The 15,573-nt window shown below is 60.9% G+C and carries 13 protein-coding genes; 8 read left to right on the top strand and 5 right to left on the bottom strand.

Features of this window, described 5'->3' with window-relative positions:
• Positions 1 to 13 precede the first annotated feature (13 nt).
• Both ACYP2A_RS00500 and ACYP2A_RS00495 read right to left on the bottom strand, forming a co-directional pair.
• Positions 14 to 3,145 (bottom strand): multidrug efflux RND transporter permease subunit, encoded by a 3,132-nt coding sequence (locus tag ACYP2A_RS00500; RefSeq protein ID WP_459741761.1) that lies wholly within the window; start codon positions 3,143 to 3,145, stop codon positions 14 to 16.
• Entirely contained in the window at positions 3,142 to 4,302 is a 1,161-nt protein-coding gene (locus ACYP2A_RS00495; RefSeq protein ID WP_459741760.1) for an efflux RND transporter periplasmic adaptor subunit, read from the bottom strand. Before ACYP2A_RS00495 ends, ACYP2A_RS00500 begins: the two co-directional genes overlap by 4 nt.
• 319 nt (positions 4,303 to 4,621) lie before the next feature.
• Here ACYP2A_RS00495 and ACYP2A_RS00490 point away from each other — a divergent pair, with 319 nt between their 5' ends.
• From ACYP2A_RS00490 to ACYP2A_RS00465, 6 genes are all read left to right on the top strand, one after another.
• The gene (locus ACYP2A_RS00490; protein WP_459741759.1) at positions 4,622 to 4,984 is read left to right on the top strand and encodes a hypothetical protein; all 363 of its coding nucleotides are present in this window, start codon (positions 4,622 to 4,624) and stop codon (positions 4,982 to 4,984) included.
• A gap of 312 nt (positions 4,985 to 5,296) precedes the next feature.
• Positions 5,297 to 5,881, top strand: coding sequence for a fimbrial protein (locus ACYP2A_RS00485; RefSeq protein WP_459741757.1), 585 nt, complete (start codon positions 5,297 to 5,299; stop codon positions 5,879 to 5,881).
• Between the two features lie 59 nt (positions 5,882 to 5,940).
• On the top strand, positions 5,941 to 6,696 hold the full coding sequence (locus ACYP2A_RS00480) for a fimbrial biogenesis chaperone (RefSeq protein WP_459741755.1): 756 nt from the start codon (positions 5,941 to 5,943) through the stop codon (positions 6,694 to 6,696).
• A gap of 64 nt (positions 6,697 to 6,760) precedes the next feature.
• Positions 6,761 to 9,319, top strand: coding sequence for a fimbria/pilus outer membrane usher protein (locus tag ACYP2A_RS00475; RefSeq protein WP_459741753.1), 2,559 nt, complete (start codon positions 6,761 to 6,763; stop codon positions 9,317 to 9,319).
• Complete coding sequence (locus tag ACYP2A_RS00470; RefSeq protein ID WP_459741751.1) at positions 9,316 to 10,074, top strand: fimbrial biogenesis chaperone; 759 nt, start codon at positions 9,316 to 9,318, stop codon at positions 10,072 to 10,074. The genes ACYP2A_RS00475 and ACYP2A_RS00470 overlap by 4 nt, the downstream gene beginning before the upstream one ends.
• Entirely contained in the window at positions 10,074 to 11,069 is a 996-nt protein-coding gene (locus tag ACYP2A_RS00465; protein ID WP_459741750.1) for a fimbrial protein, read from the top strand. The genes ACYP2A_RS00470 and ACYP2A_RS00465 overlap by 1 nt, the downstream gene beginning before the upstream one ends.
• 4 nt (positions 11,070 to 11,073) lie before the next feature.
• On the opposite strand, the gene ACYP2A_RS00460 is transcribed toward ACYP2A_RS00465, so the two are convergent.
• From ACYP2A_RS00460 to ACYP2A_RS00450, 3 genes are all read right to left on the bottom strand, one after another.
• Positions 11,074 to 11,817 carry a YkgJ family cysteine cluster protein gene (locus ACYP2A_RS00460; protein WP_459741748.1) on the bottom strand — a complete coding sequence of 248 codons (744 nt, stop codon included), beginning with the start codon at positions 11,815 to 11,817 and terminating at the stop codon, positions 11,074 to 11,076.
• Positions 11,818 to 11,917: 100 nt separating this feature from the next.
• The gene (locus tag ACYP2A_RS00455; RefSeq protein WP_459741746.1) at positions 11,918 to 12,238 is read right to left on the bottom strand and encodes a hypothetical protein; all 321 of its coding nucleotides are present in this window, start codon (positions 12,236 to 12,238) and stop codon (positions 11,918 to 11,920) included.
• 32 nt (positions 12,239 to 12,270) lie between these two features.
• Positions 12,271 to 13,164 (bottom strand): chemotaxis protein, encoded by an 894-nt coding sequence (locus ACYP2A_RS00450; RefSeq protein WP_459741744.1) that lies wholly within the window; start codon positions 13,162 to 13,164, stop codon positions 12,271 to 12,273.
• A gap of 488 nt (positions 13,165 to 13,652) precedes the next feature.
• Here ACYP2A_RS00450 and ACYP2A_RS00445 point away from each other — a divergent pair, with 488 nt between their 5' ends.
• Both ACYP2A_RS00445 and cyoA read left to right on the top strand, forming a co-directional pair.
• Positions 13,653 to 14,177: a disulfide bond formation protein B gene (locus tag ACYP2A_RS00445; RefSeq protein ID WP_459741742.1), complete on the top strand. Its 525-nt coding sequence runs from the start codon at positions 13,653 to 13,655 to the stop codon at positions 14,175 to 14,177.
• A gap of 448 nt (positions 14,178 to 14,625) precedes the next feature.
• Entirely contained in the window at positions 14,626 to 15,573 is a 948-nt protein-coding gene (gene cyoA / locus ACYP2A_RS00440) for a ubiquinol oxidase subunit II (RefSeq protein WP_459741739.1), read from the top strand.

Genomic DNA, 15,573 nt, shown 5'->3' with positions numbered 1-15,573 from the left:
CTCATCTGGGCTTTCATGTGGCAATCGCCTGGCGAGCGGTCGGTGCATTCTGGCGGCGGTGAAACAGATGTTCGAGTTGCAGGTAGATCACCGGCGTGGTGAACAGGGTCAGCACCTGGCTGACCAGCAGCCCGCCCACCACCGCGATGCCCAAGGGCTGGCGCAGTTCGGCGCCGACGCCGTAGCCGAGCATCAGCGGCAGGGCGCCGAACAGCGCCGCCAGGGTGGTCATCATGATCGGCCGAAAACGCGTCAGGCACGCCTCATAAATCGCTTCATTGGGGCTCATTCCCTGGCTGCGCTGGGCTTCCAGGGCAAAGTCGACCAGCAGGATACCGTTTTTCTTGACGATGCCGATCAGCAATACCACGCCGATCAGCGCCATGATCGAGAAATCCTGACCCATCAGCCACAGCAATAACAGCGCGCCGATACCCGCCGAGGGCAGGGTCGAAATAATGGTCAGCGGATGCACGAAACTCTCGTAAAGCACGCCGAGGATGATGTACACCGCCACCAGGGCTGCGAGGATCAGCCAGGGCTGGTTGGCCAGCGAACTCTGGAACGCCTGTGCCGCGCCCTGGAAGCTGCCGATGATCGCGGTCGGCATTTCGATCTCTTCCTTGGCCTGATCGAGCATGCGCACCGCGTCACCCAGCGCCACGCCGGAGGCCAGGTTGAACGACAGGTTGGCGGCCGGGAACATGCCGTCATGACTGATCGACAGCGGGCCCATGGTCGGCGCGCTGACCTTGGCCAGCGCCGACAGCGGTACCATTTCGTTGGTCAGCGGCGAGCGCAGGTAGAAGTACGCCAGGCTTTCGGCGCGGCCACGCTGGCGGGCGTCGAGTTCCAGAATCACCTTGTACTGGTTGGTTTCGGTCTGGTACTCGCTGATCTGCCGCTGGCCGAAGGCGTCATACAGCGCCTGGTCGACATCGGCGGTGGTCAGGCCGAAACGCGAGGCCGCGCGGCGGTCGATGTCGATGTGGGTGACGCTGCCGCCCAGTTGCAGGTCGTTGGACAGGTCGCGGAACGCCGGATTGCTGCGCAGCTTGTCGGTCAGGCGCTGGGTCCAGGTGTTGAGCAGGTCGCCATCGTTGCTCTTGAGCACGTACTGGTACTGGCTGCGGCTGGGCCCCGGACTGAGGTTGATGTCTTGCCCGGCGCGCAGGTACAGGACGATGCCAGGAATAGTGGTCAGTTGCGGACGGATACGGTCGATGAACTGGCTGGCCGACACATCACGCTCGCCGCGTGGCTTGAGTGAGATCCAGAAGCGCCCGCTGGCCAGGGTCTGGTTATTGCCCGAGGCGCCCACCGAGTGCGAGAACGCTTGCACGGCCGGGTCGGCATTGATGATTTTCGCCAGCGCCTTGTGCTTCTCGACCATGTCCGGGTAGGAGATATCGCCGGCCGCATCGCTGGTGCCCAGCACCATGCCGGTGTCTTGCACCGGAAAGAAGCCCTTGGGAATCAGCACATAGCCGGCCACCGCCATGGCCAGGGTCAGGCCAAACACGCCCAGGGTCAGGCGCTGGTGTGCCAGGGCCTTGCGCAGGCCGCGTTCATAGACATTCAGCAGACGGTCGCCAAAGCCGGGTTTGCTGTGGCTGCCGTGGGTCGGGGCGCGCATGAACAGGGCGGCCAGGGTCGGCGCCAGGGTCAGCGATACGATCACCGAAATAAGGATGGTCGCCGTGGCGGTCAGGGCAAACTCCTTGAACAAGCGACCGACCACGCCGCCCATGAACAGCAGCGGAATGAAGGCCGCCACCAGCGAGAAGCTGATCGAGACCACGGTAAAGCCGATTTCCGAGGCGCCCTTGATCGCCGCCTCGCGCATGCCTTGCCCGGCTTCAAGATGGCGATGGATGTTCTCGACCACCACGATGGCATCGTCGACCACAAAGCCCACCGCGACCACAATCGCCACCAGCGTCAGGTTATTCAGGCTGAAGCCAAACAGGTACATCACCGCAAAGGTCGCCACCAGCGACACACCCAGCACACTGGTGACGATCAGGGTCGCCGACCACTGGCGCAGGAACAGCGCCATCACCGCGACCACCAGCAATACGGCAATGCCCAGGGTCAGCTCCACTTCATGCAACGAGGCGCGAATGGTCCGCGTGCGGTCGTTGAGCACCGAGACTTCCACCGATGCCGGCAGCATCGAGGTCAGGCGTGGCAACTGGTTCAATACCCGGTCGACGGTTTCGACGATATTGGCTCCCGGCTGGCGGAACACCACCAGGCTCAGGCCTTGCTGCTGGCCCGACCAGGCTTGCACATAGGCGTTTTCTGCGCCATTGATAACCTTGGCCACATCCTTGAGGTGCACCGGTGCGCCGTCTTTATAGCTGACGATCAGTTGCGCGTAGTCCTGCGGGTTGAAGAGCTGGTCGTTGGCCGACAGGGTCGAGACGCTATCCTTGCCGTACAACGCGCCCTTGGCCAGGTTGAGGCTGGTCTGTTGCACTGCCTGACGAATGTCAGACAGGGTCAGGCCTAAGGCGGCGAGTTTTTCCGGGGCTGCCTGAACACGAATGGCCGGGCGTTGCTGGCCGCTCAGCGACACCTGGCCAACCCCTTCGATCTGGCTGAGCTGGCGCGCCAGCAGTGTTTCGGTCAGGTCGCTCAGTTCGGTGCCGGGCATCAGTGTCGAGCTGACGCTGAGGATCAGCACCGGGCTGTCGGCCGGGTTGACCTTGCGCCAGGTCGGCAGGTTAGGCATGTCGGCCGGCAAACGGCCGGCGGCGGTGTTGATCGCCGCCTGTACTTCCTGGGCTGCGGTGTCGATGCTCTTGGTCAGGGCGAACTGCAGGGTCAGGTTGGTCGAGCCCAGTGCGCTGCTGGAGGTCATCTGGGTCATGCCGGGGATGGCGCTGAATTGCACCTCAAGCGGGGTGGCCACCGAGGAGGCCATGGTCTTGGGGCTGGCACCGGGCAACTGGGCGCTGACCTGGATGGTGGGGAATTCGGCCTCTGGCAGCGGTGCCACCGGCAGGCGCGGAAAAGCGATGACCCCCAGCAACACCAGGGCGAAAGTCAGCAGCAGGGTGGCGACCGGGTGATCGATGCACCAGGCCGACACCGAGCCTTTGCCCTTGTGTGGCGGAGTGTGGGTGTTTGCACTGCTCATGGTTGCACCGCCGCCTGCACGGTGCCTGCGGTCTGTGCGGGCGTGCCGGCGATCTCGACCCGGCTGCCGGCCTTGAGTCGCGACTGGCCATCCTGCACCAGCACATCACCCGGTGCGGGCCCGCTGATCAGGGTCATGTCGCTGTCCTGATACAGCACCTTGACCGGCACGACTTCGGCCTTGTCATCGCGGACCCGATAGACAAAGTGATGGTCCATGCCGCGCTGAACGACCTGCGGCGGGACTTTCAGTGCGTCGCGCTCGATGCCGGTCTGAATCTTCACGGTCACCAGCTGGCCCGGCCACAAGGTATGTGCGGGGTTGTCGAAAGCGGCTTTGGCGCGAATGGTGCCGGTGGTCGGCGATACCTGATTGTCGATCAGGGTCAACCGGCCTTCGCCCAGCAGCGTGCCGTTGGCGTCGTCACCCAGCCAGGCCTGCACGGCGGCCTGATCGCTTTGCCCGGTGAGTTTTTGCAGCAGTGGCAGCATCTGTTGCGGCAACGAGAACTCGACCGCCACCGGGTCGATGCGCGTTACGCTGAACAACCCGGCCGCATCGCTGACGCGCAGAAAGTTACCCTCGTCGACATTGCGAATACCGACCCTGCCGGTCACCGGCGACAGGATACGGGTGTACGACAGTTGTACCTGAGCGGCTTCAAGAGTGGCCTTGTTGCCCTGTACGGTGGCACCGAGTTGCACAACCTGGGCTTTTTGCTGATCGAAGGTCTGGCGGGAAATGCCATTGTCGCGGGTCAGTTCCTGATAGCGCGCCAGATCCAGACGGGCCAGGTCCAGTTGCGCCTGGCTTTGCGCCAGTTGCGCTTTGGCCTGCTCCATGGCCGCGCGAATTGCCCGGTCATCGAGGGTGGCGAGCAGGTCGCCGGCCTTGACCTGCTGACCTTCGGTCACATGCACACGGTTCAGAATGCCGTCGACCTGTGCACGGATCACCACGCTTTGCAGCGATTGCACCGTGCCGATGCCGGTCACGAAGCGCGGCACATCGCTTGCCTGGATCGTCACCACTTTGACCGGAATGGCGGTCGCCGCCATGGGCGCCTTGGTGGAGGGGCGGGTCAGCAGCCAGCTGGCGCCAGCGCCAAGGACGGCCATCGAGAGGATGGCCAGAACGATTCGGGTCGATTTACGCATGCGAAGGAGGCGCCGAAAGGGTCGATGAAATGGGCAACAGTAAGCGTGGACGTCTTTATAGCCGGTTGATCGGGTCAGCAAAATGACTTCCAGCTGTCAGAATTGTCAGCAAAGCCTGCGCCAGTTGGCAAATCCAGTGTCTGGCCTTGAGCCGCTATCAAGAAAGCGGCGACTCAGGCGATAGCCATTTGACGGTCAAAAATAGGACTAAGCGCAAACTCTGAGGAAATATCCTACAGAAGTTTAAGGGCTATTCTGGCGATTATTCCTACGCTCGACTTAACTTGGCAGTGTGATTCCGGTGTAACGGAGCGTGGCGATGAACAGCGATACCTCAGTGTGGGAAACGTTATCCAGTCGGTCGGCACGGCCGTTGATTGGCCTGGTATTGGCAGCCTGGGTGACAGCAATAACGCCACTGCAAGCAATGGCTCAAGAAGGTGTACTGGTTTTTCACGGGCAACTGGTTAATTCAACCTGTGCCATTAATCAGCCGGGACGCGGTGCAGGAGCAGAGCCGTTTTTGAAAGTTCAGGTACAACCGGGCGTCTTTATGGATGTGACTACCCAGCACAATGCCTGCACCGGTGAAACGGTGCCGTTCACCAGCCAGTACCGGGCCTTGCCAGCGACAGTGCAGGGCATCCAGGCCGGCGGTGTGGTTACCATCACGTATCAATAAACCTGCAATGGTCGTGCACTTCATTCTGGGCAAGACTGAAGTGCGCGGTCGTTTTCAATACGCCTGCCGACGTTTTCAGATCGGCAGTGGCGCACGCTTTAGTTGAACTTTTTACTCGGTCTTTCGAACAAGTCCCCTGAATGCAGGGGGGTTGGGGGAGGGCATTTTATTCTTACAGAAATATCCTGCAATTTATATTTCTTATTCTGTCACGACAAATGGATCTGCCTGACATCGGTGAAGGCGTACCGGATTTATAGTGCTCGCCGTCCACTAGGGCACACACGAAATAACACAAGGAACGTTGTTAACATGAAAAAGCTGTCTATTACTCTGGCTGTTCTGGGTGCACTGGGTCTGAGTTTTACAGGTGTTGCCAATGCCGCCAACAACGGCAAGCTGATCTTCAATGGCACACTGACCAACATGACGTGTGATGTGGCGCCCGGCACAGGGGTCAGCCCGGGCACCAATGCGGGTGAGATCAATGTCGATCTTGGTAACGTGTCGTTCTCCGACATCGGTCGTTCGAGCGAGAGCAAATTGCAATCGGCCACGCCTATCCAGTTGCTGGTCAATTGCAGTGCCGGTGCCGATCAGTACAACACTGTGAAAATGCGCTTTGCTGCGCGTAACGGCAGCGGCCTGGACAATAACGACCAGACCCTGCTGCGCACCACCGGTGCGGCCGACGGTGTGGGCATTGGCCTGATCAACGCAGCCAACCGTCTCATGGACCTTTCCGGCACTGAAACCATCGACAAACCGCTGATCAAGGATGGCGTGGGCGGCGCGACGGCGCAAATCGACTTCGGCGCGGTGTATGTACTCAACGGCACGGCCACCAATCCCGGTAATGCCGATGGCTTCATGCCTTTCGTGATGGATTACGAGTAACACCTCAGGCAGGGCGAGCCGGCTCGCCCTGCCTTTTTCCAGCCGAGGCCAATGCCAGCATGCTTTTCAATTTTTTTCGCTGTGCGGTGCTCGCGGCCGGGTGGCTGTTTGTCTTCAGCGCTCAGGCGGGCATCGTGCTCAATACCACACGGGTCATTTATCAGGGCAAGGACAAGGAAGTCAGCCTGGGCGTACACAACAGTGGCGCCGGCGAAATCCTCTTGCAGTCCTGGCTCGAACCCTACGATCCGGTGGGCGTCAGCGCACAGACGGACGGCACGGATTTGCCGTTCATGGTGACCCCGCCACTGGCGCACCTGTCCGGTGACGGCAAGCAATTGGTGCGCATCATCCATGCCGGTTACGGCATGCCGACCGATCGAGAGTCGGTGCTGTGGCTCAATATTCAGGAAATCCCGCGCAGTGCGGCTGAAAACACGTTGCAGATCGCCGTACGTCAGCGCATCAAGCTGTTTTTCAGGCCCGTCGGCCTGAGCGGCGACCCCGCCAAGGCCGCCCAGCAGTTGCAATGGCGCCTGTTGGGCAGCGGCGAGCTTGAGGTATTCAACCCCGGGCCTTTTCACGTGTCGATGCTCAAGATCAGTACCCACCACGGCAGTCAGGAACTGGCCAGTGAAGACAGCCGCATGCTCGCACCACAACAGCGCTGGCGTCTGTCACCGCGCCTGCGTTCAGCCAGCACGCCGGTAGAACTGGGCTTTATCAGCATCAATGATTTCGGCGGGCAGGAAGTCTACCGGGCCACGCTGCAAGGTGAGCAAGCCGTGTCGGCCAGTCGGGTCGACGCCCGATAACATCAGGCGCTGCGCAACGGATTGCGCGGCGCACCAGGTACACCCAGCACAGTGAACACAGCTAATGGAATGGCTCATAAAAAATAACCAGGGATTCAGGTTCCGGGCCGCGCGCGGCCCGGCCAGATTTTCACCTCACAGGTTGCCGCTCGGATTCGGCCTTGGTCTGGGCTTGAGCCTGTCGCTCAGTGCACTGATGGCCCAGGCAAACAGCGAAACCGGGTCGGCGCGCTTCAATACCGCCTTTATCCAGGGCAGCGATCAGCCGCCGGATCTGGAGGAGTTTCTGCGCGCCAGCTCGGTGCTGCCGGGCGTCTATCGGGTGGATATCCACGTCAACCGCTCGCTCAGTGGGCGGCGCGATGTCGAGTTTGTGCGTAATGTGCGCAACGGCCGGGTAGAGCCGTGCCTGACCCTCGACATGCTCCGCGAGCTGGGTCTGGATATGCAAAAACTGCCCGGCCAGATCGAACCCGCCGCGCAGGCGCCTGGCTGTTTCGATCTGGTCGGGCAGGTCGAATTTGCCCGTGTCGACTACCAGCCCGGTGCCTTGCGCCTGAATATCAGCGTGCCCCAGGCCCTGATGGCCCGCAGCGCACGCGGCTATGTATCGCCGCCGTTGTGGGACCAGGGCGAAACCGCGGGGTTTATCAACTACAGCTTCAATAGCGCGCTGCGCAACCAGTTGGGGCGGCGCCACCAACAGCATTATCTGGGGCTGCGCAATGGTCTCAATCTCGGCGCCTGGCGATTGCGTAACGAGTCTTCGCTGGTGCAGGGCGATGATCAACCGTCCAGCTTTCGCAGCAATCGCACCTTCGCCCAGCGTGATATCACGGCGCTCAAGAGCCAGTTGACCGTCGGCGAAACCTTCAGTGACGGGCAGGTATTCGACAGCGTGCGTTTCAAGGGCGCGGCGCTGGTGTCCGACGATGGCATGCTACCCGACAGCGAACGCAACTATGTGCCGGTGATCCGCGGCATCGCCGAAACCAACGCCACGGTCGAGGTGCGTCAAAGCGGCTTTCTGTTGTACAGCGGCAATGTCTCGCCGGGGCCGTTCGAGGTCACGGATATTTACCCCAGCGGTTCCAACGGTGATTTGCTGGTAACGGTGATCGAGGCGGATGGCCGGCGCCGCAGTTTTACCCAGGCCTATGCGTCGCTGCCGATCATGTTGCCGGCCGGGGCCTTTCGCTACAGCCTGAGTGGCGGTGAGGTGGACAGCAATGAGGGGCAATACAACGCGGTCAGTTTTTTGAGCGGCGCGTGGATTCATGGCCTCAGCGAAAACCTGACTGATTTTGGCGGGCTGCAACTGGCCGAGGATTATCAGGCCGCCAACCTGGGGGCGGGGGTCAATACCGGCCTGGGTGCGTTGTCGGCTGACCTGACCCATTCGAGCAGTGAATTGCGTGGCCGGCAACAGGACGGGCAAAGCCTGCGGCTGCGCTATGCCAATACCCTGGAGATGACCCGCACCACGCTGGCGGTGGCGGGTTATCGCTATTCCACCGCGCACTACCGCACGCTGGGCCAGCATGTCGAAGAATCAGGCGAGCGCGACGGCTTGAGCATCATCGGCCGCGCCCGGGACCGTCTGGAGCTCAATGTGACCCAGACCCTTACCGAACACGCCGCCTCATTGAGCCTGACCGCTTCCGAGCAGCGCTACTGGAACCTGCCGGGCAAGACCCGACAGGCCTACCTGTCGTGGAGTTCGGCGTGGCGAGACCTGACCTACAGCTTGTCCGTCGAGCGTAACCAGAACTACAGTCGCGATGGCGAAACCCGCGTCGACAACCGCATGGTACTGAGCCTGACCGTGCCGTTGGGGCGTACGGCCAGTTCATCGCGGCTGTTCTTCAATGCCGTGCGTGACAGCAATGGCGGCTACAACCTGCAAAGCGGGCTCAACGGTCAGGTGCTGGATAACCGTGACAGTTTCTATTCGGTGCAGGCCGGCCACGACAGTGAGTCGGGCAGCTTTGGTGCCGGCAAACTCAGCACGGTGGCCCCGTTCGGGCGCTTCGAAGCCGGTTACAGCCAGGGCCGCGATTACCGCAGCCTGTTGCTGGGCGGCAGCGGGTCGATCGTGGCGCATGCCGGCGGGGTCAACTTTGCCCAGCCGCTGGGTGAAACCTTCGCGCTGGTGCAGGTGCCCGAGGTTCAAGGGGCGAGCCTGGCCACTTACCGGCAGGTCGAGACCGCCGGCAATGGCTATGCGGTGCTGCCGTTTGCCCAGCCCTATCGCAGTAACTGGATCAGCCTCGACACCCGGCAACTGGGCGCCGATGTCGAACTCGATAACGCCGTCGGCCAGGTCGTGCCACGTCGCGGCGCTATGCCACTGTTGCGTTTCAAGGCGTCGGTCGGGCGTCGTGTGCAGTTTGCGCTGGTGCGCAGCGATGGCAGCAAGTTGCCGTTGGGGGCCACGGTCGAAGACGGGCAGGGCAAGACCCTGGCCAGCGTCGACCCGACCAGCCAGGCGCTGGTGCTCATTGAGCAGGACAGCGGCACCTTGTCTGTGCGCTGGGCCGATCAACGCTGCGCTGCACCTTTCGAGTTACCGCCGCGTGACCCCTCGCGGGCCTATGAACGGCTAAGGCTGGTGTGTCGATGAGGTGGCTATCCGGGTGGTTGTTGCTGATGCTGGGTATCGCGCAGGCTGAGGCGACAGTGTCATTGGCGGGTACGCGGCTGGTGTTCCCTGGCGCGTTCAATGAGGTGGCCATTGAGGTCAGCAATCGCGACGAGCGTGAAGTGCTGTTGCAGGCCTGGCTGGCGACGCCGGGCGACGATGACGATCCGGCCACGGCACAACCGGGCATCGAGCTGCCGTTCGTGGTCACCCCGGCGCTGGTGCACCTGCCGGCACAAGGGCGGCAAGTGTTGCGCTTGCTGTACCACGGCATAGGTATGCCGGCCGAGCGTGAGTCGCTGTTGCACTTGTATGTCCTCGAAGTACCGCAGCGTGTTGCCGTCGGGCAGCAACTGAATATCGCCGTGCGCCAGCGCATCAATGTGTTCTACCGGCCTGTCGGGTTGCCCGGTGATCCGGCCGATGCGGCCTCTGCGCTACGTTGGTCGCTGAACCGCGCCGATCCCGGCGGACGGCGTTTGCAGGTGAGCAACCCGACGGTTTTTCATGTCGTGCTGCAGGCGCTGAGCCTGAATGGCCAGGCCTTGAGCGATCACCAGTTGCTGGCGCCGGGCGCACGCTTCGAATGGCCCGTCAATGCAGGATCGCCGGAACGCTTGTTATTCAAGGCACTGACCGATTATGGCGGCCAGCGCGCGTATTGCGCGCCGGCCACAGGGCAGGGGCCATTCTCGGCGCGCCTGCTGGACACTTTACCGATGGCGGAACCCTGCTGATGTTCGACTTGATGCTCATCCTCAAACGGCTGTCGGCCGTGCTGATTTTGTTATTGCTGGGGCCGGTGAGCTGTTTCGCCGTGGTCTGTTCGGTGCAGGGTTCGGGCGAACGGGTCTTGCGTGGTGATCTGGGCAGTACGGTCGCGATTCCTGAGTCCTTGGCAAATGGTGAAGTGGTCTGGCGTTCCGAGCGCCAGAGTGTGCAGGTCGAGTGCGTTCGCGAAGGGCAGCAGACGGTTGCTCAGGAGGTGTTCGTCTACCTCAACCCGGACAACCTGAATATCGGCCAGGGCATTCGTGCGGGTTTGACGCTGGACGGCGTCGATCATTTTTCCGGGCGTATCGCGACCGGGCAGGTGCTGCCGGTCTGCCATGAAGGCGACAGCAATATCGGCGCCTGCCCGAGTGTGCGGTTCACGCTGGGCTTTTCGGTGTTCATCCAGAAGTTCGGTGTAACGCCGCCTTCCGGCCTGCCTGCGGAGTTGCCCGATTACCGGATGTTCCAGCTCGGTGGCGGCAGTGCACCCGATCCGTTGCCGGGGCACAGCCTGAGCTATGTGATCAATAACCTGCGCGGGCTGCGGTTTGTCGCCTGCGATGCCGAGTTGCAGGTCAGCCCCGAAACGCTGGCGTTTGGTAACGTGCCGATTCGTCAGGTGGTGGTGGGCAAGGTATTCGAGCAGCGGCCTTTTGTGTTGTCGACGCGGCGCACCTGTGATTCGCCGTTCAGCCTGGATGCGCGTTTTCGTCCGGTCACCGGCAGCCTGGTGCAAGAACTGCTGGTGCCGGCGGCCAATCCGTCGCTGGGCATCCGCATCGTGCGAGCGGCCAATAACGAGATTGTGCGGTACAACCAGATCTTTCATCTGGCCGATCTGTTGGGCGATACCCACGCGGCCAGTGTCGAGTTCAATGCCGAGCTGTTGTGGCAGACCACGCGCACCGTTGCCGGGCCATTCGAGGCCGATGTCATGATCGACCTGTATTACAAATGACCGCTCAGGCTGGTTGTTGCAGAGGGATGAACAGGTAAGGCGGCGCGTCGCTGCCTGCCAGTTGCGCGCCGGCCTGTTGCAAGGTGTCGGTGACCTGTTCGCCTGCGACATGAAACGTCCATTGCGCAGGGGCGGGCGCAGGTTCAAGCTTTTCAAGCGCAGCACTGAACGCCGCCATGTCCGGCAGGTAAGCGACAAAACCGTTGCCCTTGAGCGCGGTGGTGTGGATGCCCAGTTGTTGGCAGATCGACTCTTTGGCGCCGATGTCGTCGCGGTCGGCCTGGCGCGACTGCTCGATCAGGTCACGCAACGCAGGGTCAGCCACGCTGTTGCCGAGGATCAGCAACGGGCCTTGCTCCCAGGATTCTGGTGGGCAGTCCTTGGCTTGCGGACGCAGCGGAATGTGCGGGTTGATTTCCATCGGGTAGATGCGGCAGACCAACGGCCGGCGTTCGTAGATGCGGCACAGGTTTTTTGCGTCAAGATTCCGGCAGGGGCCAACGTTGTAAGCGGCAAAGGTGATCGCCACCCAGGCCTTGGCCTGGCCACTGTCGACCTGAATCGAGCGGCGCGTGGCGTGCTGCAATTGGTCGGCCGCCACCCCGTAACCGTTGTCGAGAAAGGCTTCGGTCAGCACGATCAGACTGCCGCCATCGGCCGCCCATTGCGCGGCTTCGCTGAGGGTCAAGGGGACATGGTGGTCGGTGCAGCAGCCGCCGCAACCCACGCAGTTGAACCGGATATTCATGGTTTTCAAGACTCGTCCGTGCCTGCGGCGGGTCTGGCATCAGGCAGGTGCCAGCCCGTTTATTGGGCGATAGTCAGGCAAGACATGTGCCAGCGTCCACTCAGCGGGGCTGGATGCTGTCCCACTCGGTGACGCTGACGCTGCCGGTCTTGCGTTCATACAGGCACAGTTCGCGGCCCTTGCGGTTGTTCATGTGCTTTTGCGGGTAGCGGCCTTGCAACAGCACGGCGTCGAAGCCGTTACGGTCATCGAAGCGTGCCGTGTTGCCGACGGCCTTGACATCCTTGAGCTGGCTGGCTTTCAGGCACCCGGCCAGTACGTTGCGGTCAAGGTCTTTCCAGGCTTGCGGGCTGGCGGCCTGGGCCTGGATCTGAGCCAGGGCGCAGGCGGCGGTCACCAGCAGTACGAGGGCAGTTCTCATTGCAATCACCATGAACGGTCTATGGCCGGTCATTATGCGCCAGGTTGCACGGCGCGTGCGGCGGCAACCAGACAGCGGGTCAGTTCCGGCGAGGAGAACTTGGTCAGCACCGCATCGGCACCGGCGGCCCGGGCCTTTTCACTGTTCATGGCACTGTTCAGCGAGGTATGCAGCAGGATGTACAGGTCCTGGAAGTCCGGAGTTTCGCGCAGGGTGCGGGTCAGGGTGTAGCCGTCCATCTCCGACATCTCGATGTCCGAGACCAGAACATTGATCTGCCCCGGCGTGCCTTGCAATTCCAGCAACACATCCATCGCTTCCCGGGCACTGCGCGCGGTATGGCATTCGATGCCCAGATTGCGCAGGGTGATAATCGATTGCTGAAGGGCAACCTGGCTGTCGTCGACGACCAGAATGCGCGCCGTATTCAGCAGGTCGACTTCTTCGTTGCTCAACTGGTCCGGCTCGACAACGATTTGCGCAGGCGCAATGCCGTGGATCACTTTTTCGATGTCCAGCACCTGGACCAGCACGCCGTCGACCTGGGTCACGCCGGTAATGAACGAGCGGTTGCTGGCGCCGTAGGGCGGTGGACGAATGTCGGTGCTCAGGCAGTGCACGATGCGGCTTACCGCCTGCACATGCAGGCCCTGTTTGCTGCGGCTGACATCGGTGACGATCAGGCAGCCGGCATCGGGGTCGGCCAGTGGCCGTTCGCCGATGGCCCGGCTCAGGTCGATGACCGACAGCGAGGCGCCACGCAGGATGGCAATGCCTTTGACGTGAGGGTGCGATTCGGGCAGATGGGTCAGGGGAGGGCAGGGAATGATCTCGCTGACCTTGAGCAGGTTGATGGCCATCAACTTGCCGCTACGCAGGGTGAACAGCAGCAGCGAGAGAGAGTCTGCCCGCACGTTCCTGGACATAAGAACCTTCTGAATGGGAGTGGCATCGACTGAGAATAGCGGGTCGGCGTAAATTGGCTCGCGAGCCGGTTCACGCTTTTGACGCATGGAGGTGGAGGTAGTCGACAAAAACAGGGTCGTATACTGGCAGTTTGGCTTTGTTGACGTCAAATAGCGGGTGGCCTGCGACAAATGACCACGCCCTTGTGAGTGGGTAAGGCGTGCGGCAAATCACCGCATCCTTTATATAGAAGGCGTGCGACAAATCAGCGCATTGTTGCCTTTACAGGGCTTGTGCGACAAAAGGCCGCAGCCTTCTATATATAAGGAAGGAAATGCGCTGGCGTGGGTGCCGCTGTGGCGGAGGAATCGCGCAAGCCATCCAGCCGGTAAATGCGCCCGTATGGCACTCAACCCCTTGAGTTGTCGGCACATGAGGCTGATCATCGCCGCGTTTGAGCGCGTCTGCGCACCCTGAACCACGGCACTCCAATTCAAAAGGTATGTGAATGAGCGACAACATGTTGTACCTGAGACGCGAAAAGCGCTTTCTGGTTCTGCTGGGAATCATCTGCCTGTCGCTGATTGGCGGCGCCCTGTACATGCAAGTGGTGCTCGGTGAGGCGCCTTGCCCACTGTGTATCCTGCAGCGCTACGCCCTGCTGGCCATTGCCCTGTTTGCCTTCATCGGCGCGGCAATGCCCGGCCGGCGGAGCCTGACGCTGTTCGAGACCCTGGTGGTGTTCAGCGCCATCGGTGGCATTGTGGCCGCTGGCCGGCATGTCTGGGTGCTGGCCAATCCGGCGGTCAGTTGCGGCATCGACACCCTGCAACCGATCGTCGATGGTCTACCCTTGGCTACGATGTTTCCGTTGGGTTTCCAGGTCAGCGGCTTCTGCTCCACACCTTACCCGCCTGTTCTGGGACTGTCCCTGGCGCAGTGGGCTCTGGTAGCATTCGCCCTCACTGTTGTACTGGTTCCTTTGGGGATCATTCGTAATCGGCGTAAGCCCCATGGTTTACAAGGGCTTTAGCCGAAAATGCCTCGTTTGACGAGGCATTTTTTCAGGTTCGGCGACAACAAGATCTTGCAATTGTTACCGCAGCTGAGATTAACTGTTACAAAATAAGGCATAGTCAATAAAAACTTACATATCTACAATCGCCCGCAGTTATCGTCCGGCCCGGCTTGGCGATTAGCTGTTTTGAGGCCCGGAGCGCCGCTGTGTACCCTTAACAGGCCGCGCAATGCTGGCCTCCGAGCGCACCGAATGGCCGCGCTGAAGGGAGCTGTCCTGCACAACAGGCGGTTTCCAGCCATTCAGAATAAGAGACTCCAAAGCTAAAACCGGATTTGTCGTTTCGCTACCGCGTTCTGGCAGGCCCTTGTTCAATTTTAAAAAATATGCCGGCACTGGCAGGGTGAAGTGTTGGCGGTCAAAACCCAACAGCACCGCGCAAGCTGCTTTTAGAGGTCGTGAGATGAGTAAAAATAGGTACCCCAGGTTTTTTGGCTACTTGGCCCTGTTGAGTATGCTTTTACTCACTGGTTGTGAAGGCTTCCCACTGCTTGATCCGAAAGGGCAGGTGGGTATCGAGCAACGCAACCTGATCGTTATCGCCACGTTGCTGATGCTGATCGTGGTCATCCCGGTCATTTTCATGACCTTCATCTTCGCCTGGAAATATCGCGCCACCAACAAGGACGCGAAGTACACGCCTGACTGGTCGCACTCGACCAAGATCGAAGTGGCGGTCTGGGGCGTGCCGATCATTCTGCTGATCTTCCTGGGCTATTTCACCTACGTGTCGACCCACAAGCTCGATCCGTACCGTCCTCTGGTTTCCGACGTCAAGCCTGTGACCATCCAGGCGATCTCGCTGGACTGGAAATGGCTGTTCGTCTACCCGGATCTGGGCATTGCCACGGTCAACAAGATCGTCTTCCCTGCCAACACCCCGATCAACTTCCAGGTTACCTCCGACAGCGTGATGAACTCGTTCTTCATCCCGGGTCTGGGCGGCCAGATCTACGCGATGGCGGGCATGCACACCAAGCTGCACCTGATCGCCAACGAAAATCACGAGTTCAACGGTATCTCGGCCAACTACAGTGGCGCGGGTTTCACCGGCATGAAATTCAAGGCTATCGCAACCAGCCAGGCTGATTACGAGGCCTGGGTCAGCGAAGTCAAGAATTCACCTAAACAGCTTGACTCGGCTGAATACGCAGCCCTGCTGAAACCTAGCGAGCGCAACCCCGTAGAACTCTACTCCACTGTCACGCCTGGTCTGTTCCAGATCATCATCGACAAGTACGAGGGGATGAACCACGGGCCAAGCAAGCAAAGCATCCGTGATCAGAAACAGGTCACCGGCACCCAAGGTGCGGTCAAGAGCGAGCATTCAGCTGCCGGGGCAGAGGAGTAA

The sequence above is a fragment of the Pseudomonas sp. 3A(2025) genome, assembly GCF_054589175.1.
Note: the sequence above shows the minus strand (reverse complement) of the source record. Positions and strands in the feature narration are given on the sequence as shown.